Origin of the sequence: Pseudomonas sp. GM33, from assembly GCF_000282295.1 — a bacterium.
Lineage (GTDB): Bacteria > Pseudomonadota > Gammaproteobacteria > Pseudomonadales > Pseudomonadaceae > Aquipseudomonas > Aquipseudomonas laurylsulfatiphila.
Map to the genome: position 1 here is coordinate 1 of NZ_AKJO01000115.1, position 20,101 is coordinate 20,101.

The 20,101-nt window shown below is 59.2% G+C and carries 19 protein-coding genes and 1 pseudogene; 14 read left to right on the forward strand and 6 right to left on the reverse strand.

The window, feature by feature from the left end; genetic code table 11:
• Positions 1 to 1,241: GH36-type glycosyl hydrolase domain-containing protein (locus PMI26_RS08485; RefSeq protein ID WP_033048083.1), on the forward strand; the 1,241-nt coding region annotated here is incomplete at its 5' end.
• 27 nt (positions 1,242 to 1,268) lie between these two features.
• On the opposite strand, the gene PMI26_RS08480 is transcribed toward PMI26_RS08485, so the two are convergent.
• Positions 1,269 to 1,448, reverse strand: coding sequence for a hypothetical protein (locus PMI26_RS08480; protein ID WP_007977081.1), 180 nt, complete (start codon positions 1,446 to 1,448; stop codon positions 1,269 to 1,271).
• Positions 1,449 to 1,596: 148 nt separating this feature from the next.
• Here PMI26_RS08480 and PMI26_RS08475 point away from each other — a divergent pair, with 148 nt between their 5' ends.
• Positions 1,597 to 2,319, forward strand: coding sequence for a Crp/Fnr family transcriptional regulator (locus PMI26_RS08475; RefSeq protein WP_007977083.1), 723 nt, complete (start codon positions 1,597 to 1,599; stop codon positions 2,317 to 2,319).
• Between the two features lie 317 nt (positions 2,320 to 2,636).
• Here PMI26_RS08475 and PMI26_RS08470 read toward each other — a convergent pair whose 3' ends face one another.
• The gene (locus PMI26_RS08470; RefSeq protein ID WP_007977085.1) at positions 2,637 to 3,542 is read right to left on the reverse strand and encodes a LysR family transcriptional regulator; all 906 of its coding nucleotides are present in this window, start codon (positions 3,540 to 3,542) and stop codon (positions 2,637 to 2,639) included.
• Between the two features lie 117 nt (positions 3,543 to 3,659).
• Between PMI26_RS08470 and PMI26_RS08465 the strand changes: the two genes are divergently transcribed.
• Positions 3,660 to 4,502 (forward strand): type 1 glutamine amidotransferase domain-containing protein, encoded by an 843-nt coding sequence (locus PMI26_RS08465; RefSeq protein ID WP_007977087.1) that lies wholly within the window; start codon positions 3,660 to 3,662, stop codon positions 4,500 to 4,502.
• A 72-nt stretch (positions 4,503 to 4,574) separates the two neighbouring features.
• Here PMI26_RS08465 and PMI26_RS08460 read toward each other — a convergent pair whose 3' ends face one another.
• Positions 4,575 to 5,255 (reverse strand): GntR family transcriptional regulator, encoded by a 681-nt coding sequence (locus PMI26_RS08460; RefSeq protein WP_007977089.1) that lies wholly within the window; start codon positions 5,253 to 5,255, stop codon positions 4,575 to 4,577.
• Between the two features lie 193 nt (positions 5,256 to 5,448).
• On the opposite strand from PMI26_RS08460, the gene PMI26_RS08455 reads away from it, so the two are divergent.
• The 8 genes from PMI26_RS08455 (at position 5,449) to PMI26_RS08425 (ending at position 13,188) form a co-directional block, all read left to right on the forward strand.
• Positions 5,449 to 6,249 (forward strand): shikimate dehydrogenase family protein, encoded by an 801-nt coding sequence (locus tag PMI26_RS08455; RefSeq protein ID WP_007977091.1) that lies wholly within the window; start codon positions 5,449 to 5,451, stop codon positions 6,247 to 6,249.
• 30 nt (positions 6,250 to 6,279) lie between these two features.
• Positions 6,280 to 6,972: an SDR family NAD(P)-dependent oxidoreductase gene (locus PMI26_RS08450; RefSeq protein ID WP_007977092.1), complete on the forward strand. Its 693-nt coding sequence runs from the start codon at positions 6,280 to 6,282 to the stop codon at positions 6,970 to 6,972.
• A gap of 128 nt (positions 6,973 to 7,100) precedes the next feature.
• Entirely contained in the window at positions 7,101 to 8,192 is a 1,092-nt protein-coding gene (locus tag PMI26_RS08445; RefSeq protein WP_007977095.1) for a glycerol dehydrogenase, read from the forward strand.
• Between the two features lie 104 nt (positions 8,193 to 8,296).
• Positions 8,297 to 9,184, forward strand: a complete 888-nt coding sequence (locus PMI26_RS08440; protein WP_007977097.1) for a transketolase — start codon at positions 8,297 to 8,299, stop codon at positions 9,182 to 9,184.
• 2 nt (positions 9,185 to 9,186) lie between these two features.
• Positions 9,187 to 10,167 (forward strand): transketolase family protein, encoded by a 981-nt coding sequence (locus PMI26_RS08435; protein WP_007977099.1) that lies wholly within the window; start codon positions 9,187 to 9,189, stop codon positions 10,165 to 10,167.
• A gap of 45 nt (positions 10,168 to 10,212) precedes the next feature.
• Positions 10,213 to 10,395: a hypothetical protein gene (locus PMI26_RS31470; protein ID WP_157222281.1), complete on the forward strand. Its 183-nt coding sequence runs from the start codon at positions 10,213 to 10,215 to the stop codon at positions 10,393 to 10,395.
• Positions 10,392 to 11,702, forward strand: coding sequence for an MFS transporter (locus tag PMI26_RS08430; RefSeq protein ID WP_007977101.1), 1,311 nt, complete (start codon positions 10,392 to 10,394; stop codon positions 11,700 to 11,702). Before PMI26_RS31470 ends, PMI26_RS08430 begins: the two co-directional genes overlap by 4 nt.
• Positions 11,703 to 11,880: 178 nt before the next feature.
• Positions 11,881 to 13,188 (forward strand): OprD family porin, encoded by a 1,308-nt coding sequence (locus PMI26_RS08425; protein ID WP_007977103.1) that lies wholly within the window; start codon positions 11,881 to 11,883, stop codon positions 13,186 to 13,188.
• A 308-nt stretch (positions 13,189 to 13,496) separates the two neighbouring features.
• Here PMI26_RS08425 and PMI26_RS08420 read toward each other — a convergent pair whose 3' ends face one another.
• From PMI26_RS08420 to PMI26_RS08410, 3 genes are read right to left on the reverse strand one after another with little or no spacing between them, the layout of a single operon-like run.
• A complete protein-coding gene (locus tag PMI26_RS08420) occupies positions 13,497 to 14,372 on the reverse strand; it encodes a DeoR/GlpR family DNA-binding transcription regulator (protein ID WP_238540830.1) in 876 nt (291 codons plus the stop codon).
• A complete protein-coding gene (locus PMI26_RS08415) occupies positions 14,369 to 15,283 on the reverse strand; it encodes an ROK family protein (RefSeq protein ID WP_007977106.1) in 915 nt (304 codons plus the stop codon). The genes PMI26_RS08420 and PMI26_RS08415 overlap by 4 nt, the downstream gene beginning before the upstream one ends.
• Positions 15,280 to 16,464: an SIS domain-containing protein gene (locus tag PMI26_RS08410; protein WP_238540831.1), complete on the reverse strand. Its 1,185-nt coding sequence runs from the start codon at positions 16,462 to 16,464 to the stop codon at positions 15,280 to 15,282. The genes PMI26_RS08415 and PMI26_RS08410 overlap by 4 nt, the downstream gene beginning before the upstream one ends.
• Positions 16,465 to 16,535: 71 nt before the next feature.
• Between PMI26_RS08410 and PMI26_RS08405 the strand changes: the two genes are divergently transcribed.
• The 3 genes and pseudogenes from PMI26_RS08405 to PMI26_RS08395 all read left to right on the forward strand — a co-directional run.
• A complete protein-coding gene (locus tag PMI26_RS08405) occupies positions 16,536 to 18,026 on the forward strand; it encodes an APC family permease (RefSeq protein ID WP_007977109.1) in 1,491 nt (496 codons plus the stop codon).
• Positions 18,027 to 18,098: 72 nt separating this feature from the next.
• A complete protein-coding gene (locus tag PMI26_RS08400; RefSeq protein WP_007977111.1) occupies positions 18,099 to 19,697 on the forward strand; it encodes a choline dehydrogenase in 1,599 nt (532 codons plus the stop codon).
• A gap of 88 nt (positions 19,698 to 19,785) precedes the next feature.
• A pseudogene (locus PMI26_RS08395) lies at positions 19,786 to 20,101 on the forward strand (glucose-6-phosphate isomerase); the annotation flags it as partial.

Consider the following 20,101-nt stretch of genomic DNA (forward strand, 5'->3'; position numbering starts at 1 on the left):
GGCTGGCGCTGGCCCCCAGCCACTATGTCAGCGTCACCGGCGACCTCAGCGTGCTGGCCGAACCCGTGGGTTACCTTGAAGGCCGACCGCTCAATGCCGGGGAAGAGTCCTATTACGACCTGCCGGGCAAGTCGCACCTCGAAGAAAGCCTTTATCAGCATTGTGTACGCGCCATCGAACACGGCCTGCAGCGCGGCAGCCACGGCCTGCCCTTGATGGGCACGGGCGACTGGAACGACGGGATGAACCGGGTCGGCCATCTGGGCCAAGGGGAAAGCGTGTGGCTGGGCTTCTTCAGCTTTGATGTGTTGCAGCAGTTTGCCATCACTGCCCAATTGCATGGCGACCCTGTTTTCGCCCAGCGTTGTACACAGCAGGCCGCCATGCTGCAGGCCAGTCTGGAGGAGCATGCCTGGGACGGTTCATGGTACCGGCGCGCCTGGTTCGACAACGGCCAGGTCCTGGGCTCGGCCAACAATGACGAATGCCGCATCGACTCGATCTCGCAAAGCTGGTCGGTACTGTCGGGGGCTGCCTCGCCAACGCGGCGCCGCACGGCCATGGCGTCATTCGAGCAGCATCTGGTACGGCCCGACACAGGCGCGGTCCTGCTGCTCGATCCGCCCTTCGATACAGGCTCGCTCGAGCCCGGCTATATCAAGGGCTATGTGCCGGGCGTACGGGAAAATGGCGGCCAGTACACCCATGCCGCCGTCTGGGCCGGCATGGCGTTCGCCGAGCTAGGCGACAATGTCAGGGCCTGGCGGTTGCTCAACATGATCAACCCCGCCGGCCATGCAGTCGCCAAGCGGCTCGAAACCTACAAGGTCGAGCCCTATGTCATGGCTGCCGACGTCTACGGCACGCCGCCCCATGCGGGCCGTGGGGGTTGGACCTGGTATACCGGGTCGGCCGGCTGGACGTACCGGTTCATCGTGGAGTCATTGCTCGGCGTGCGGAGGGTCGGGACTGCATTGCACATCGTACCGCTGCTGGCGCAGGGCTGGCCTGGCTACACACTGCGCTACCGCTATGGGGCGACGCATTACCATATCCATGTACGCCCCGGCACGAGCACTGCAGCCTCGATCACGCTGGACGGCGAGCTGCTGGGCAATGACGCGCTGGAACTGCTCGATGACGGCACAGAACATCAGGTCGTGGTGACCTGCCCGGTAAAAGCGCAGCAGCCCGAAACCCCTGGGTGGGATAGAACCGTCGAAGCCGATCTTGAGCGCTGAGAGACAGCGCTCCTGGCGGGCCTGGATTCAGACTGGATGATTCGGGCCCTGGTGGTGCAGCTGCACGGCCTCGCCCAGTTTGATGTGTACAGGCGGGTTGGCAGCCTGCCCGGGCTTGTCATGCCGGGGGATCGGCGTGCTCTGTGGCTGTTTCGAAGTGGGCTTGCCAGGGCCCTGGCGAAGATTCGGGTCAATGTGCTTGCTCATGACAACCTCCAACATTCGGCGCTGCAGAGGCAGCGTCGCTCCCTTGAGCATCGCAGATGGCAGCGACTGCATCGGTGCGCTGCCCCGCATAGCGCGCTTTGGAGTACCCTGTCCCTCTCAGGGAATTCTCCCTTGAAGGGTGGCTGATATGTTTGCTGTACCCAAGCCACAACAGAACTACCTGCTGGCGGCGCTTCCGGCGCCAGCGCTGGATCGCCTGCTCCCCCACCTCGAACTGGTCGAGCTGCCATTGGGCAAAGTGCTCTATGAGTCCGGCGGCGCCCTGCGACATGTCTACTTCCCCACCGACTCCATCGTGTCGCTGTTGTACGTGATGGAGAACGGCGCCTCGGCCGAGATTTCGGTGGTCGGCAATGAAGGCCTGATCGGCGTTGCAGTCTTCATGGGCGGCGAAAGCACGCCCAGCCGCGCCGTTGTGCAAAGTGCCGGGCATGCCTACCGGTTACCCGGCCAACAACTCAAGGACGAGTTCAACCGCCATGAAGAGATGCTGCTGCTGATGCTGCGCTACACCCAGGCCCTGATCACGCAAATGGCCCAGACGGCGGTGTGCAACCGCCACCACTCCATCGACCAGCAGCTGTGCCGCTGGCTGCTGTTGTCACTCGATCGCCTGCAAGGCAATGAACTGACCATGACCCAGGAGTTGATCGCCAACATGCTGGGCGTACGCCGCGAAGGCGTGACCGACGCCGCCGGCAAGCTCCAGCGCCTGGGTGTCATCGAATACAGTCGGGGACACATCAAGATCCTGGACAGGGCCCGGCTCGAAGCGCTGAGTTGCGAATGCTACGCCGTGGTCAGAAAGGAGACGGAACGATTGCTGCCCTACTTTCCCTGGGCGAGGTGAACCGTGAAGGTCTGTCGGGATATCTCCCGGTCAGGCCACGACGACCGCTTTTTGCTTGATTTCTGTCAGGTGTAACGGGCAGCAATCGGCCAGAAGCGGCCTGTCGTAATGGCGGAAAACGTCCGAACGAGGTTGTTGTCCTTCACCCTTGCACAAGGGAATCTGAAATCGGCAAAAGTGGCTTCATATAAAACTCTCAGCACTCAAATTAGTTGGACGCAAGAAAGCCAATCCAGAGTTTTTTTCAGCACCAGCACCAGCACAACCGGACCAGGAAGTTCGATCGCTCACCCTCTTGGGTGTCCAGTCGATGAAGTTCAGGACTGAGTCCTGGCCAACATGAAGTCGATCAGCGCTCTGGATGCGGCTGACAATTGCCGGTGAGGCGGATAGATAATCGAGAATGGCCTGCTGCGCCCGCTCAACTGCACAAGGATCTCCACCAACTCACCGCGCAGCACCCTCTCGCGGATGATGAAGTCATAGGTCTGGCAGATGCCCAGACCGCTTTGTGCCAGTGAAACGATTCCTAGGACATCATCCGACACCACGACATTGGCTTGTGGTACCCAGTCCAGGTTTTCCCCGTCAAGACAGAACAGCCACGGCCCGATCTTGCCGCTGCTGGGCATGATGAACGGCAGGCAAACATGTTCCCTCAACTCGTCGAGAGTTTCAGGGATACCGGTGCGAGCCAGGTACTCGGGGGAGGCAACCAGAGACAGACGAGCATCTTCGAGCTTGCGTCCAACCAAACCACTGTCCGGTAAAGGCCCCAAACGGATCGCCAGGTCATAGCCTTCGGCAACCAGGTCAACGTTGCGATTGGTGATGCTCAGTTCCACCTGGACAGCAGGGTATTGCCGGGCAAAAGCGCTGAGCAGCGGTGGCAGACGGTGATGCCCGTAGGTTGTCGGTACGCTCATGCGCACGCGTCCGCTCAACTCGCCTTCCTGGCCACGAATGGTCCGCTCCGCCTCTTCAATCTGTGTGAACGCCAGACGGGTCTGCTCCAGGTACAACCGGCCGGCATCTGTCAGGCTGAGCCTACGGGTGGTACGTCGCAACAGCTGCACGCCAAGGCGCGACTCAAGCCTGGTCAATGCGCGGCTGAGCACCGAAGGCGTCGTCGCCAGCGCGATGGCAGCTGCGCTGACTGTGCCCTGCTCTACCACACGTATGAAGGCCTCCACATCGCCAAGATGGTCGAATTTACGTGGCATTATTGCTTTCTCGGGCCAAATGATTTCCGTTTTAGGTAGTTTATCGCCATATAACACACCAATAGAGTGTCCAACCAAGGGGCGACAACCGTTCGCCTTACTGTTTGCGGACTCGACATGAAGACAATGACCCGTATTGCCCTGACCACAGCCCTGATTGCCACCAGCGTGACGGCGAACGCCGGCAACGTGCTTGTGGTGCTTTCCGACTCGGCGACGCTCGATCTGAAGGACGGAAAAACCTTCGCGACCGGTTTCTACCTGAACGAGCTGTTGCAACCGGTGAAGATGCTGCTCGACGCCGGCCATGAAGTGACCTTCGCTACCCCGAAAGGCAAGGCCCCGCCTGTGGATCAGACGTCCATCGACAAAATGTACTTCAACAACGATGAAGCCACGCTCGAGACCTACAAGCACCTGCTCGACCAATTGAAACTGACCGTGCCGGAGCAATCACCGGTCATCAGCCTCGACCGGGTGGAACAGATCGGCTACGCGCATTTCGATGCGGTCTACATTCCCGGCGGCCATGCACCGATGCAGGATCTGCTGCACAGCCCTGCGCTGGGTCGCTTGCTGGTGAATTTCCATGATCAAGGCAAGACCACCGCCCTGGTCTGCCATGGCCCGATCGCCCTGCTTTCGACACTGACTGACTCAGAGAGCTTCACTCGAAAAGTCCAGGCAGCCAAGCCGGTAAACGCCAGCACCGACTGGATCTATGCGGGCTACAAGATGACGGTTATCAGCAACAAGGAAGAGCAAGCTGCCAAAGGCCTGCTCAATGGCGGCGAGATGAGGTTCTACCCGCAAACCGCGCTGGAAAAAGCCGGTGGCTTATACAACAGTAACACGGCCAACTGGACGCCCTATGTCGTCGTCGATCGCGAATTGATCACGGGCCAGAATCCAGCCTCGGCCAACGAGGTCGGCAAGGTATTGCTCGGAAGGCTGAAATAACGCGCCTGCTGCGCATGTGCAAAACGACATCGCCCGCCCCCTACGGGGTCGCTCGGGCGACGGCGACAGGGCTCAAGCCTCGGCCAGGCTTTCTTTCTGCTCCAGCCATTCGATCATCAACTCGCCCCACGCAATGTCTGCTTGCATGGCGTCTTTGGCCTTGTCCGAATCCCGATTACGCAAGGCCTCCAGTACTTCGAAATGCTTGTGCTTGGAACTGGCGAGTTCTCGCTTTGGCACTTCCGCGTGGAAGCGGCTCAAGAGCGGTCCCATGATGACCCACATGTTCTCCAGGGTTTTGGCCACGACGGGCATGCGCGCGGCGGAAATCAACCCGAAGTGGAATTCCCTGTTGAGCAGCGCGGCTTGCTTGTAGTCGACGGACACCGCTTTTTGGAAGGCATCCTGAATGGCTTCGAGTTTCGCCAGTTCCGGCTTGGTCACCCGAAGGGCTGCCATGCCCGCCGCCTCGCCCTCCAGCAAATGGCGGATCAATTGAATTTCCCGCAACTGGCTGACTGTCAGCTCGGGGACATAAATAGACGTCGCGGCCTTCATGTCCAAAGCGTGGTCGCTGACCAGGCGGAAAATCGCTTCACGTACAGGGGTGATCGACACACCGAACTCTTCGGCCAGGGCGCTGATCCGCAAACGGTCCCCGGGTTGATACTGCCCGTCCATCAGCGCGGTGCGGATTATGGAGTAGACCCGCTCGCTCAAGTTGCCTTTATCGATGGGCTTATGCACGGTCACGGTTGCTCGGTCTCCAGAGTAAAAAAGAGTGTGGCGACCTGGCGTGTGGATACGACAGCAGGCGGCGACGAAGATAACGCATCATACATCATGACCTTTTCATCTCCACTGCTTCAAGGCAGGGACACGCAGTTGACGCGCGATCAGATCAAGGATATATCATATATCACAACAACTCACCAAGGACATCCAAATGCCTATCAGCGGTAAAACACGGGTCGTGGTCCATCTGACCTACCCCGCCAAGCACCTGCGTACACCGGAATTTTTCAACCCGCTGCTGGAGCGCCTCGGATATGACGGAGTGTTGGTGCCCTGGGAAGTGTCGCCTGCCAACCTCGCCACCGCGTGGGAGGGGTTGCGCGGTATCGAAAACCTGGCGGGGGTGATCGTCACCGTTCCGCACAAGCTGGAGGTGGCGACATTGTGTGATGAACTCCAAGGCACTGCCCGTCTGCTTAACGTGTGTAACGTCGCCAAACGTCTGCCCGACGGGCGCTTCAGCGGGCGCATGTTCGATGGCGACGGCTTCGTTGCCGGCCTGAAAAAACAGGGCCATGACCTGCAAGACAAACGCGTGTTGCTGCTCGGCGCGGGCGGCGCGGCCACCGGCATCGCCCATGCGTTACTGGCCGAAGAGATCCGGGAATTGGTGATCAGCAATCGTTCGCCGGCCAAGGCCGAAGAGCTGGTCGACGAACTTCGCCGAATTTTTCCTGCTCGCCAGATCAATGCCGGCCCCTCCGATGGCAGCGGTTTCGACGTGGTGATTAATGGCACCGCGCTGGGACTTAAAGCCGATGATCCCTTGCCCCTGCCAGTCGAGACCCTGGCCCCGGGAACGGTGGTCGGCGAAGTAGTGATGAATCCGGATATCACACCCTTGCTCAGTGCCGCCGCCGAACGCGGCTGCGTGATTCACAAAGGTGCGCACATGATCACTGGCCAGATTGATTTGCTGGCCGAGTTTCTGTTTGCCCAATGCGGCAGCTGATTTGCCTTTGACCAACCTGGAGAAAACGCCATGAAAAAAACTGCCATTGTCACCGGCGGCGGCTCGGGCATCGGCCTGGCCGCTGCACAACGTTTGCTCGCTGACGGCTATGAAGTGTTCACCCTCGGCCTCGGTGAGCCGGAGTTGCGCGTGGAGGGCATTCATTACCAGGAACTGGACGTAACCAACGACGAAGCGGTGAACGACTTCTTCGCGCAGTTCGAGCGCGTCGATGCAATCGTCAACGCCGCCGGCATCATCGATCACAATCGCGAGTGGGAGCTTGATGGCTTCAGCCGGGTCATGGACGTCAATCTGACAGCCGTCATGCGCATCACCAATGCCGCCCTGCCCGGCCTGAAAGCCGCACGCGGCGCAGTGGTGAATTTCGCTTCGATGTGGGGCATCTTCGGCTCAGCCAAAACCCCAGCATATGCGTCGAGCAAAGCCGCTATCAGCGAGTTGACGCGTTGCATGGCTGTGGCCTGGGCCACCGATGGCGTGCGCGCCAATGCCGTGGCACCGGGCTGGATCCTGACCAATCTCTCGCGCCGGGCATTTGAAGACCCGGTGCGCTCAGAAGGGATCATGGCGCGGATTCCCATGAAAGCCTGGGGCGCTCCGGAAGACGTGGCCAACGTAATCGCCTTCCTGGTCTCGGAAAACGCGCGGTATGTCACCGGCACGACGCTGCCGGTAGACGGCGGATATTCGATCGCCTGAGATCAACTCATCGATTGAGCGCTTGACCGCCAAAAAACATGATATATCATGCATCAGAACAGAATCGAGCACTCGGCAGCTCGCCGCCGATGCCTCAAATAACAATAAGCAGTGAAGAGAGGTGTTGAATGAATCTGGTTTTCGGCTCACCCGGAAGATACGTCCAGGGCACGGAGGTGCTCGCTCAGGCGGGTACTTATCTGGCGCACTGCGGACGCAAGGCCGTGGTGGTCATCGACAGTTATGTCCTGGGCTTGATCAGGTCGCGACTGGATGACACCTGTGCACACGCGGACGTCGAATTGCACTACATCACCTTCGATGGCGAGATCACTGCCGCCGGCATCGCCGACCTCAGAAGCGCTGCCGCAGCCATCGGTTTCGACATGATCCTGGCCGTCGGTGGCGGCAAGTGCATCGACGCCGGCAAGGCCCTCGCCCACAGCTCAGGGCGTGCGCTCATCACCATGCCCACCGTGGCCTCGAACGATGCGCCGACCTCGAAAAACTACGTGGTTTACGACGACCATCATCAATTGAGCGAAGTCGGCCATCTGCTCTGCAGTCCCCGCTATGTGCTGGTCGATACCGGACTGATCGCCCAAGCGCCACGCCAGTTCCTGCTGGCCGGTATCGCTGACGCCCTGACCAAGAAATTCGAGGCCGAGCAGTGCTTCAACTCGACCGGCGTGAACATGTTTGGCGCACGCCCGGCGCTGTCCGGGCTGGTGCTGGCGCGCGAGTGCTACCAAGTCATTCGCCAATACGCGGAACCGGCACTGGCTCAGGCCGGCAGCGGCCAGGTGACACCGGCCTTCGATCACTTGATTGAAGCCGTGCTGCTGATGAGTGGCCTGGGGTTCGAAAGCGGCGGCCTGTCGATTGCCCACGCCATGACCCGCGGCCTGTCGAAAATCCCCGGTGCGCAGCAACAAGTCCACGGCTGGCAAGTGGCGTACGGCTTGCTGGTGCAGCTGGTTCTGGAGGATCGCGACGCCGAACTCATGGGTGACATGTTGAGCTTCTATGAACGCATCGGCCTGCCTCGCAACTTGGCCGAACTGGGCGTATCGAACATCGACGACGCGCTGTTGATGCAAGTGGCCGAGCCCACCCTCAAAGCTCCCCATGCACGCAACTTCGTCTCGGTTTCGGGCGGTCCGCTGACCTGCGACGAGTTGATCGGTGCCATGCGCGCCCTGGAAGGCCGCAGCCACTGACCGCGCACCGAAAACCCGTTGAACCCGCAACCACCCGGTTGAAGTTCAACCCGTACCACTGAGATTCAATTTCAACAAATTCATGCCTGTGATTGGAGGTAGAGATGTCTACACCCCGCAAAAAGATCGAACAGTGGAAAGCCAGCAATTTTGTGCCTTCTGCCGAGGCCGTCAAGATGCTCAAGAACCGCGCGAAGTTCGTTCGCCTTGAAACCATCCGCCTGATCGAAATCGCCAAGACCGGCCACTACACCTCGGTGTTTTCCGCCGCCGAACTGTTCTCGGCGCTGTACTACGACGTGATGACGATCCGTCCCGAAGAGCCGAAATGGCCGGGCCGCGACCGCTTCCTGATGGGCAAGGGGCACGCCGCCGTAGGTCAGTTCCCGATCCTGGCTGACCTGGGGGTGTTCCCCAAGGAGTGGCTCGATGAATACACCCGCCTGGGCAGCCCTCTGGGGGATCACCCTGACATGCGCAAAGTGCCCGGCATCGACTTCTCCTCCGGCTCCATCGGCCACGCCCTCTCCGGTGGCCTGGGCATGTGCCTGGCCCAGCGTTTCACCGGCGAAGTCTATGACGTTTTCGTCATGCTTGGAGACGGCGAAATGCAGGAAGGCCAGGTCTGGGAAGCGGCCATGAGCGCCGCTCACCACAACGCCAAACATTTGATCGCGATTGTCGACCGCAACGGTTTCCAGCTCGACGGACAGGTGGACGACGTGATCGGCATCGAACCGCTGGACGAAAAATGGCGGGCATTCGGCTGGGAAGTGCATGTGATCGACGGGCACAACATCGCCGAAGTGACCGAAACCCTGCGCCGGGTGAAGGCTGACGAACGCCGTGAGAAACCGGTCTGCATCATCGCCAAGACCGTCAAGGGCAAAGGCGTTTCCTATATGGAGACCGAGCCAGGCTGGCACCTTGGTTACCTTGACCCGGAAGACGCTAAACGCGCTATCGCTGAAATTGAAGCCATGGAGATCTGAACATGAACGCCCCTCTTTCCCCCAATTCCTGGCAGTACCGTGGCCTCAACGCGCTCAACCCGGGCCTGTCGTACTTGTCTGATGCACTGATTGAACTGACCCAGGCCGGCTACCCGGTGATGGCCGGTTCGGCTGACTTGCAGTACTCCAACGGCCTAAACAAGTTCGCCAGCCAGTACCCCGAGCGTTACCTGCAGTTCGGTATCTCCGAACAAAACATGGTCACCGCCGCAGCCGGCCTGGCCACTTGTGGAGTGATGCCGTTCGTGGCGACCTTCGCTTCGTTCCTCGGCCTGTTGTGCTGCGAGCAGATCCGCATGGACGTCGCATATTCGGCGCAACCGGTGCGTCTGATCGGGCACCACACCGGCATTTCGCTGGGTTTCTACGGTACCTCGCACCATGCCACCGAAGACATCGCCACCATGCGTTCGATTGCCGATCTGGCCGTGGTTTCGCCGGCGGATGGTGCGCAACTGGTCGCTGCCATCAAGGCCTCCGCCACCTACGACAAACCGGTGTATTTCCGCATTGGTCGCGGTCGCGACCCGATCGTTTACGAGGACGGTGTGGTCTTCGAATTCGGCAAGGCCCATGAGCATATCGAGGGTGAAGAACTGACCATCATCGCCTGCGGCATCACCGTGCATGCGGCCCTGGCCGCCGCTCGCAAAATGAACGCCGAAGGACGCTCCGTGGGGGTGATCGACATGGCGTCGATCAAGCCGATCGACCGTGACGCCATCCTGCGCGCTGCTGCTCGCAGCAAACGCATGATGACCGTAGAGGAGCACAACGTCCTCGGTGGTCTCGGCGCTGCGGTAGCCGAAGTGCTTTCGGACGAAGGCGTCGGCGTCAAGCTCAAGCGCCACGGCATCTACGACGAATACAGTTTGATCGCCCCGCCGACGCACTTGTACGAACACTACAAGCTCGATGCGGCCGGCATCGAAGAAGTGGCATTGGCGCACATCAACGCCTGACATCCACCCTGTCACTGTGGGAACAAGCCTGCTCGCGAGAGTGGTATGTCAATCGACATCAATGCTGAACATCAGACCGCTTTTGCGGGCAAGCCGGATCGCCGCACCGCTCGTTCCTACAGGGGATTTTTGCTGGATGGGAATCTCGTTTTTTTCAGCAAGCCCTATGCAACCCATCGTTACTCACCACATACCGTGGTTCATGAAACATCTCGGAGCCAACAATGAATAATATTACCGAGACCATACCCGACGTTTCGATCGGGCAGGCCAAAACACCCCGTACAACACTGCGCAGAAAGTCATTGATGGCCACCGGCGTGGGAAACCTGCTTGAGTGGTTCGACTGGACGATCTACACCGTTGCATCGGTCTACATCGCCGCGGCACTCTTCGATAAAAGCAATGCCACCTCTGCCCTGCTCAATACCCTGGCCGTGTTTGCAGCCGGTTTTCTGTTGAGGCCTCTCGGCGGCATCTGCTTCGGCATCCTCGCCGATAAACTGGGGCGGCGCACGGTGCTCATGAGCACTATGCTGCTGATGGCCAGTGCCAGCCTGTTGATTGCCTTTATTCCTTCCTATGACGCCATCGGCAGCTGGGCTTCGGCGCTTCTGTTGTTGGCCCGACTGGCGCAAGGCTTTGCTCATGGCGGCGAGACCACCACCTCCTATGCCTACATCGCCGAAATCGCCCCGCCGAAACGTCGGGGTCTGTGGTCAAGTACCGTGTTTATCGCCGTTGGCTGCGGATCGTTACTGGCGACGTTCTACATGGCGCTGCTGACGTCACTGCTGTCCGTCAGTGAAATGCAGGAATGGGGCTGGCGCATCCCGTTCGCCTCCGGTGGTCTGTTGGCCGTCTTCGCGTTGTGGTTGCGCCGCAACATGATGGAAAGCGAGCACAGCCCAAACGCCGCGGGTGTCTCACCCGAGTCGGCCTGGAGTCGCGGCAAAATCATTCAACATGGCATTCGGTTGTTTCTCTATGAAGCCGGTGCCACGTTGACCTACTACACCTGGGTCACATCGGCGTCGATCTACTCCATCAGCATCAAAGGCATGGACCCGCGCAGTGCGTTCACCATGAGCTGCATTGCACAGGTCATCTACCTGGTATTCCTGCCGGTCTCGGGCTGGCTCTCCGATCAGTGGGGACGCAAGATTTCTGCGCTGATCTCGTTGCTCGGTATTGCTGCCACGCTGTTCCCTCTGTGGAGCCTGATTTCCAATGAGCCGTGGACCTTGATGGTTACGCAAACCGCAGGCTTGTTGTTGGTGGGCTTCATCACCGGTTGCAAACCGGCGTCGATCTCCGAACAGATTCCGACCCGCTATCGCACCCGTATGTTCGGGGTATGCATTTCTCTAGGCGTCGCAGTGTTCGGTGGCACAGCCTCGTACCTGACAACCTGGCTGTACTCGGAAAACATTGGTTGGATGTTCAACATCTATCTGATCGTGGTCGCCATTATCGCCAGCGCCGTGGTGCTGATGTGGAAAAACAACCACGGCGTTGCAATCGACAAAATCTGAACTTCATCGGTCACGCCTAAAAAATCCCGTCCCGAATGCACCCATTGGTCTTCGGAACGGGCTTGCCTGTCGCTGCCCCCGACCGCCCAACACGCAACGTTCATTGCCGGCACTCGCTCCTGCGGGGCCCCCCGTTCATCCACTCCCAACTTCAAACTACAAAAAAGGGTCGATACAAATGAAAGGAAATAAAGTGGCTGCCACTTTCGCGCTGGGTGCTATTGCACTAACCACCCAGGCACATGCGGACTTCCTGAGTGACAGCAAGGCCAACCTGGGTCTGAAGAACTTCTACTTCAATAATGACAACCGTGACGGCAGCGTCGCCCCTTCGAAAACCGAAGAATGGGCGCAGGGTTTCATGCTCGACTACAAGTCGGGGTACACCGACGGACAGCTCGGTTTTGGCGTCGACGCGCTGGGACTGCTCGGCGTGACACTGGACAGTGGCAAGGGGCGTCACGTCGGCAGCAGCATGATTCCGTCAGACAGCGACAACAACGCCGTGGATGAGTGGAGCCGTCTGGGTCTGACCGGCAAAGCTAGAATCTCGAAAACCGAACTACGCCTGGGCACGCTGCTACCGAAGCTGCCGATCCTGGTGTCAAACGACGGCCGCTTGCTGCCGCAAACCTTCGAAGGCGGCCAGTTGACCTCTGGCGAGTTCAAGGACCTGACGCTGATTGGTGGGCGGATCGAACACGCCACCGGTCGGGGCTCCAGCGATCAGACCGGCCTGGCGGCCTTGGGTGGTGTACGCGAGAGCAACCAGTTCGACTTCGCCGGCGGCGACTGGAAAGTCACCAAGGACCTGACCGCGCAATACTACTACGCCCACCTGGACGACTATTACTCGCAGCAATTTTTCGGCCTGATTCACGTTTGGCCGATCGCGGACGGTCAATCGCTGAAAACTGACCTGCGCTACTTCAAGACGGATTCGTCAGGTGAAAACAGCGACGGCACGTCTGGGTACCGGATCAGCGGCTACACCCAAGGCAATGATGGCGAGATCGACAACCAGACCTGGAGCGCTGCGCTGATTTACACCCTGGGTGGCCACGCCGTCACCGCCGGTTACCAAAGCGTGTCCAGTGGCAGTAACTTCACTCAGCTCAATCAAGGCGCGCTGCCGGACAAAGGTGCTGGCGGCTCCAGTCTGTACCTGTACACCGACCGCCTGATTCAATCCTTCACTCGTGCCGGCGAACGCACCGTGTTTGGTCAGTATGCCTATGACTTCGTCGCCCTCGGCGTGCCGGGCCTGAAAGCCTCGGTCATGTACCTCAGCGGCGACAACATCAAGACCACTACCGGCTCGAGCCAGAAGGAGTGGGAGCGGGACATCAGTCTCGACTACGCGTTGCAGTCCGGTCCTCTCAAGGGGCTTGGGTTTGGCTGGCGTAACGGCAAATCAAACAGCGAGGCGTCCCGCAACCAGGAGCAGAATCGCTTGTTCGTGAGCTATAGCATACCGCTGCTATAACCACTCGATTTCACGATCTCGCGCACAATTCAAGGACGCTGGCCAGGCCCTGTTACCTCAGCGCTTACACAACGTCAGCGCTTTTTTTGCAATCGTGATCTATGTATTTCGCTGTGGCTTCCAACAGTACTGCCCGAACTGCCATCGAAACGAAACGATGCGCATACCAACTGAGTAGCGGACGCTATAGAGGCGAACACACAATGACGAGACGGCCGGGAGGGAAAGATCAGCGTCGGCTAGGCGATTGAAAAAAGCCGGTGCCTGCAATGTCATCTGTCGGCTGCTGCCCAGGAGTCGACAATGGGCTACGAAATCACTTCACCTGTAACCTTACGGACCGGTACAACTTCAAGTTTGTCTGCGTAAGCATGGCGATGCTTGATGGTCTGCTGATCATCGGTAATGACTTTGGTAATCGCGTCCAGGCTACAAACATGCGAAAAGGCCTTGTATCCGAGCTTGGAGCTATCGGCCAGGACGATGGTCTGATTCGCCGAGGCGATCATCGCTTGCTTTATCGGGATTTCGACCGTGTTGATATTGGTGATGCCACTTTCCGGATGCACGCCTTCAGCCCCGAGGAACGCCCAATCCGTGTGGATGTTCTCGAACTTCTGCACGGTGTCAGGCCCCACCAGGGTGAAAACATTGTTGAGCATCATGCCGCCGGCGACATGCAGCGTAATGCTCGGGTGCTGGGAGAGTTGCATCGCAATCATCAGGTCATTGGTAATGACCGTGATGTTCTTGCGCGCCTTCAGGGCCAGCGCCAACTGAAACACCGTCGAGCCGTTATCGAGAATGATCGATTGACCGTCCTGGATGTAGTCCAGCGCAGCCCGGGCAATGGCCGCCTTGCCCTGCTCATGCATGTTGCGTCGCACGTTGTACGGCGTATCCCCTTGATCGGCATCCTGCGAAGGGAGCACGCCGCCGTGGGTACGAATCAGTTTGCCGCTGTTCTCCAGGAATGACAGGTCCCGGCGGATGGTGGAACTGTCGACCGAGAACATTTCGGACAACTCGGCGGCATTGACATAGCCACGTTCTTTTATGAGCTCCACGATCTGGAGCCGCCGTTCGGACGCTGTCATTTTCTGCTCATTTACTGAAAGGGATTGCACGATTGCGTGCAAAGAGTAGCCATTTAACCCCTTGAACGCAAAGGAGCCGAACGTCAAAACAGAAGCGCGGCGCCCATCGCACCCGCGCCGTCACCCAACGCGGATATCACGATGCGAGTGCTTAACTCGAAGCCTTTTGAACGCACCAACGAAGCCTGGACCGCGTCTTCGTAGAGCGGAAAAAGCTGCGCCGCACTGCCGCTCAACACGGTCAGATCCGGCCCATAGAGCGACATCAACGCCCCCAGGCCCCGGCCGACCTGATGCCCGTACTGCTGAAACAGCCGGGCGATCCGGGTATCGTTTTGACAAAGGTCTCGATAGAAACCCAGGTCATGCTGCTCATAGGCGATCCCGGGCACCAACCTTGTCAGTTCGGCCTGCAACCAGGTGCGTGACGCCAGGGTTTCCCAGCAACCGGACACGCCACAGTAGCAAGGCGTGTCCGAGTGACCGACGGGAATATGCCCGCCTTCAGGGTGTGCGCCGCTAACCGTTCGCAACGGCTGTCCACCGATCAGCAAGGCGACGCCGACACCGGTTCCGAGCGTCACGGCGAGCATTCTGCGGCTGTCGATCCCGGCCCCCAGATGAAACTCGCCCAGTGCCGCTGTCACCGCATCATTATCGATACGCACCGGCACCTGCAGATGCGCCGACAAATCCGCCACCAGCGGCAATGCGGAAAAGGTCGGCAGTGTGCTGGGGTTTTCGATGACACCGGCCACAGTATCCACCGGCCCGCTGGCACCAATCCCCAACGACATCAGTGTCTTGTCATTCGGCACAAGTGCGCGGATGCGGCGAGCCAGCTCCAACGAGCGATGGTGGCGCTCGAAGCGTTCGAAGGACGATGTGGGCAGCGTGACAGCGGCGATTTCACGACGATCCTCGAGGATTACCACGCGAATGCCTGTGCCACCGATGTCGACACCGGCCCGAACGCCACCCTCACCTGCCCCACTCATAGTTTCACCGTGATTTTATTGCCATAGAGGAATTCGCCCGGAACCAGACCCCGGGCTCGCGCAAAGGTCACTGTAAAGTGCTGAACATACAGAATCCCGGCAATCAGCCGGGTTAATTCATCATGCCCGGCGGTGGGCAACAATTGGCTCTGAGCGTAAGCCTTTGGTCCGATGGTGACCACCGTCGTGCCGTTGGCAAGCAAGTCTTGGGCGAGGGTTTCAAGGGTGCTGTCAGTGCCGTCGCCGATCAATACGGCAATCATTCCCGGGCCTGAGGTTTCCAGTGGCCCGTGGCGAAACTCTCCGCCCAAATACCCTTCGACCATGACCTTGCAGGCTTCCTTGAGTATCAATGCCCCTGTCATCGCCGTGGCACCGTCTGCGCCAATACCTACCAATGCCAGGCGTGGCTCGGCATTATCGAATGCGTTGTCGGTCAGCTGTTGAACAGGCTGGCGGTCGTTGATCAGGCTCGCCATGTGCTGCCGGAAACCGTTCAGGGTCGCCAGTAGCGGTGCTTCACTTTCGCCCCGCAACGCCAGGGCTATGCGGTATTGCGCGACCAGGGTGTTGATGTAGCTTTTGGAGCTGACTGTCGCCTCGTCCCCGGACTTGAGCGCCACCAAAATATCGCAAGCCTGCGCCAGCGTGCTGTTTTCTGCGTTGGTGACCCCGATGATGGTTTTGGGCCTTTTTGCCCCGGTCAACTGCGACAGCAGGGTGACGATTTCCCCGCTCATACCTGATTGAGAAGTCGCCCACAGCAACGTGTTGGGGGTGATCAGTTGCGGGAAATCCAGCAAGCGTCCCGCATCGATGCGCCACACCGGATAGCCACAGGCAGCCAGGTCCCGCTCGATCGGCAGTGCGGTGTAATCGGAAGACCCCATGCCGGTGAGAATGATGCGGTCATAGTCCGCCAGGTCCAGCTCAGCCAAGGCTGCCGGTAGCTCATAAGCCAGCTGATCATCCAGCGCGGCAACCTGATCGTTAATATCGAATTCATAGGGACTGGCAGAAAAAGACATCAGGAAACTCCAAAATCTATGTGTGTGTTTTTCAATCCTATATGCACGTTTTCGTGCAGTCAATGCACACATACACGCCATAAAACATAAATAAATCCCGGCCTCAGCGACAAAATACACGTTATAGGGTATTGACTGCACGATATCGCGCACAGATACTCGTGTCGTCAGAGGCTCGGTGCGCACTACCGCTCCTCGTACCACAATAAGATGAGGAGATTTCGATGAACGACGATCACCCCCACTCGGCGCCGGCCACCGGTTTGCAAAGTAACTCTGTCGGTCTGGTCACCGTGCTTATGCAAAGCATTGCCCAGATCGCCCCCGCTGTCGGCGTGCTCACCACGATTGCATTCAATACCCAGCAAGCGGGCCTCGGCGCGCCCTCGGCGTATATCGCGGCCTTTATCATCGGTTTGATCGTCGCCGTGTCCCTGGCGCAATTGGGCAAGCATTTTCCCTCCGCAGGCGGTTTCTATACCTACGTCAGCGCGACGGTCGGTCCGAGCGCCGGGTTCATGGTCGGCTGGCTCTATTCCTGGATTGTGGCCCTGATCCCGGGCGGTCTGGCCGCCTTCACCGGTTTCGTTTTACAGACGGAAATCAGCAAGAACTACGGAATCAACATTCCGTGGCAGTACATCGCGGCGGCCATTCTGCTGATCGTCGGTTTCATCGCTTACAAAGGGATCAAGACGTCCGGGAAGATGCTCACCGTACTGTCGGTGGTGGAGATGCTGATCATCGCTGCGCTGGCGGTCGGCGGATTGATGTCTCCCGGTGAAGGCGGCGTATCGCTGGAGGGTTTCAACCCGGCCAACAGCACCAGCTCCCACGGTTTTTTCCTGGCGGTGGTGTTGTCGATTTTCGCTTTCACAGGCTGGGAAGGCGCAGCGGCTGTGGCCGAAGAAGCGCGCAATCCGCGCAAGGTCATCCCGCAAGCCATTATCGGCTCGCTGATTCTGCTCGGTGTTTATTACGTGTTCTGCGCCTGGGGTATTCAGACAGGCTGGGGCATTGCGCACCTTGATACGTTGGCCGACTCCAAAGACAGCCCTGCATTCGCCGTTGCTCACCGTCTGTGGGGCAACGGCTGGATTCTGATTCTGCTGGCGCTACTCAACTCCGGGATCGCGGTGTGCATTGCCTGCACCGTGGACTCGACGCGTAACTGGTACGCCATGGCCCGCGCGGAAGCGATTCCCGGTTGGCTGAAGAAGGTTCACCCAGTGCACCGCACACCGCACACCGCGATCCTGACTCAAACGATTCTGGCGTTGATCGTCGCGCTGGTTGGCGGCACGTTCATGCAACCCGACCAGGCCTTCTTCATGCTGGCGACACTGGCGACCATCATTTACGTGTTCGTCTACTTCATGGGCAACATTGGTGTCGCGCGCTTCTTCACCACCGTGATGCGAAAGGACTTGAATGTCATCGTGCATATCCTCTTCCCGATCATTTCGACCATCGCGCTATTCACCGTTCTTTACTACTCGCTCGTGCCGCTGCCGGAGCCTCCGGTGGGTTATGCCCCCATCGCCTTTGTCGTTCTGATGATCCTCGGTCTGTGGCGCCTGGTGCACCTCAAACGCAGCGGTAGCAACACCTGGAAGACACTGTCCAAGTACGTGGTGGAGAACGACAGCCGCGCCGACGCGCTGTCGGAACAAGCGTCACCCGCGGCGAGCCTTTCTGCGGCACGTAAAGCCTGACGCCTCGATTCAAGGCAGCCCCGGATCCACGGGGCTGTTTCAGCCAAACATGTCTTTACCGGGTTATTCAAGATGGTCAATAAGGTTAACGAATTCGATTACGTCATCGTCGGTGCAGGATCGGCAGGCTGTGTCCTGGCCAACCGGCTGACCGAAGACTCCAGCGTCACGGTCTGCCTGATCGAGGCCGGGCCCAGCGATAAGAGCATTTTCATCAAGATGCCCGCCGCCCTGACCTTTCCCATTGAAAGCGATGTATTCAACTGGAAGTTCGAAAGCGAACCCGAGCCCGAGCTGCATGACCGGGTGATCGGCCAGGCACGGGGCCGCTGCCTGGGTGGCAGTTCATCGATCAACGGCATGGTCTATGTCCGGGGAAGCGAAAAGGACTATGACCATTGGCGCACGCTGGGTGTCGACGGCTGGGACTTTGCCGATTGTCTGCCGTTCTTCCGCAAGATGGAAAGCTTCGAAAATGGCGCAGACCCTGCGCGCGGTGCGGACGGCCCGATCACCGTAGTGCGCAGCAAGGCTGACCACCCGCTGTATCAATCGTTTCTGGACGCAGGCCAGCAATTCGGCCTGGATGACGCCGGTGACTACAACAGCGGCAATCAGGAAGGCGTGCATGTCACGCAGACCACCATCCGCAATGGCGTGCGCTGCAGCACCAGTCTGGCTTATTTGAAACCGGCAATCCGCCGGCCGAACCTGACGGTCCTGACCAATTGCCTGGTCAAACGCGTGAACCTTACCGGCAGCGTCGCCAACGGCGTCACGGTGCAGCACAAAGGCGAACAGAAGGTCATTCACGCCGCCCGTGAAGTTGTGCTCTGCGCCGGCACCATCGGCTCCCCTCACCTGTTGATGCTGTCGGGTATCGGCAACCGTGACGATCTGGCCGCCCATGGCGTGGTATCGCGCTTGCACCTGCCCGGCGTCGGCGCCGATTTGCAGGATCATGTGGTCGCGCCATTGCGCTTCAAATCACCCGCGGGTGTATCCATCTGCAAAGAACTCAATACTCTGGGACGGTTGAAGCTCGGGGTGCAATGGTCGCTGTTCAAGACAGGCCTGGGGGCAACGCCGTTCTTCGAAGTGGGCTCGTTCTTCAAGAGCAGCGACGATGTCGACTACTTCAATATGCAGCATGAGTTCCTGCCCTTCCTCGCGGACTTCCAGTCCGGCAAGGTGCACATCGCCGACGGTTTCCAGTACTTCGTCAGCCAGATGCGCCCGCACAGTCGCGGCAATATAACGCTGCGGTCGGCCGATCCTCGCCACAAGCCGGTAATTCGCTTCAACTACCTGACCGATCAACGGGATGTTACGCAGATGGTCGACGGCATTCGCAAAACCTTGCAAATGGTCGAACAGCCGGCCTGGTCGCGTTATCGCGGCGAATCGGTGGACACGCCCGGGCTCAACGCGACGGACAGCGAGTTGGCCGCGTGGTTACGCCAGGTAGCCAATACCGAGCACCACCCCACCAGTACGTGCCGCATGGGTGTCGACGATATGGCTGTCACCGACAACCAAGGCTGCGTGCATGGCGTGAGTCGCCTGCGAGTGGTCGATGGCTCCATCCTTCCACGCGTACCGACGGCCAATATCAATGCTCCGATCATCATGGTGGCGGAGAAGATTGCCGCTGCGATGTGCAGCCGTTAAAGGCCTGCCCTGCACGGCCGCGGTGTGAAAGTCGCGGCCAGGCACATTGACGTGACCTCGCGACATTTGCACAAGGAAACCCGAAGCGATGGCGTATTACCGCACTCCTCACGACGTTACCGCTCTGCCCGCCTGGCAAGCGTTGAATGACCACCGCCAAGCCATGCAGGATTTCAGCATGCGCGAAGCCTTCAATGCCGATCCGCAGCGCTTTACTCAATTCACCCTCAGCAGTTGCGGCCTGTTTCTCGACTACTCGAAGAACCTGATCAACGCCGAGACCCGCAATCTGCTGGTGGGCCTGGCCAACGAAGTCGACCTCAAGGGCGCGATCAAATCGCTGTTCGACGGCGAAATCGTCAATGCTTCCGAGGGCCGTCCGGCCCTGCACACCGCCCTGCGTC

Bases quoted from the DNA above. Each gene is read 5' to 3' on its own strand.
- PMI26_RS31470 (WP_157222281.1), top strand. From the start codon at position 10,213: ATGTCAATCGACATCAATGCTGAACATCAGACCGCTTTTGCGGGCAAG.
- PMI26_RS08435 (WP_007977099.1), top strand. From the start codon at position 9,187: ATGAACGCCCCTCTTTCCCCCAATTCCTGGCAGTACCGTGGCCTCAAC.
- PMI26_RS08445 (WP_007977095.1), top strand. From the start codon at position 7,101: ATGAATCTGGTTTTCGGCTCACCCGGAAGATACGTCCAGGGCACGGAG.
- PMI26_RS08465 (WP_007977087.1), top strand. From the start codon at position 3,660: ATGAAGACAATGACCCGTATTGCCCTGACCACAGCCCTGATTGCCACC.
- PMI26_RS08455 (WP_007977091.1), top strand. From the start codon at position 5,449: ATGCCTATCAGCGGTAAAACACGGGTCGTGGTCCATCTGACCTACCCC.
- PMI26_RS08480 (WP_007977081.1), bottom strand. From the start codon at position 1,448: ATGAGCAAGCACATTGACCCGAATCTTCGCCAGGGCCCTGGCAAGCCC.
- PMI26_RS08475 (WP_007977083.1), top strand. From the start codon at position 1,597: ATGTTTGCTGTACCCAAGCCACAACAGAACTACCTGCTGGCGGCGCTT.
- PMI26_RS08400 (WP_007977111.1), top strand. From the start codon at position 18,099: ATGGTCAATAAGGTTAACGAATTCGATTACGTCATCGTCGGTGCAGGA.
- PMI26_RS08440 (WP_007977097.1), top strand. From the start codon at position 8,297: ATGTCTACACCCCGCAAAAAGATCGAACAGTGGAAAGCCAGCAATTTT.
- PMI26_RS08470 (WP_007977085.1), bottom strand. From the start codon at position 3,542: ATGCCACGTAAATTCGACCATCTTGGCGATGTGGAGGCCTTCATACGT.
- PMI26_RS08425 (WP_007977103.1), top strand. From the start codon at position 11,881: ATGAAAGGAAATAAAGTGGCTGCCACTTTCGCGCTGGGTGCTATTGCA.
- PMI26_RS08415 (WP_007977106.1), bottom strand. From the start codon at position 15,283: ATGAGTGGGGCAGGTGAGGGTGGCGTTCGGGCCGGTGTCGACATCGGT.
- PMI26_RS08405 (WP_007977109.1), top strand. From the start codon at position 16,536: ATGAACGACGATCACCCCCACTCGGCGCCGGCCACCGGTTTGCAAAGT.
- PMI26_RS08430 (WP_007977101.1), top strand. From the start codon at position 10,392: ATGAATAATATTACCGAGACCATACCCGACGTTTCGATCGGGCAGGCC.
- PMI26_RS08450 (WP_007977092.1), top strand. From the start codon at position 6,280: ATGAAAAAAACTGCCATTGTCACCGGCGGCGGCTCGGGCATCGGCCTG.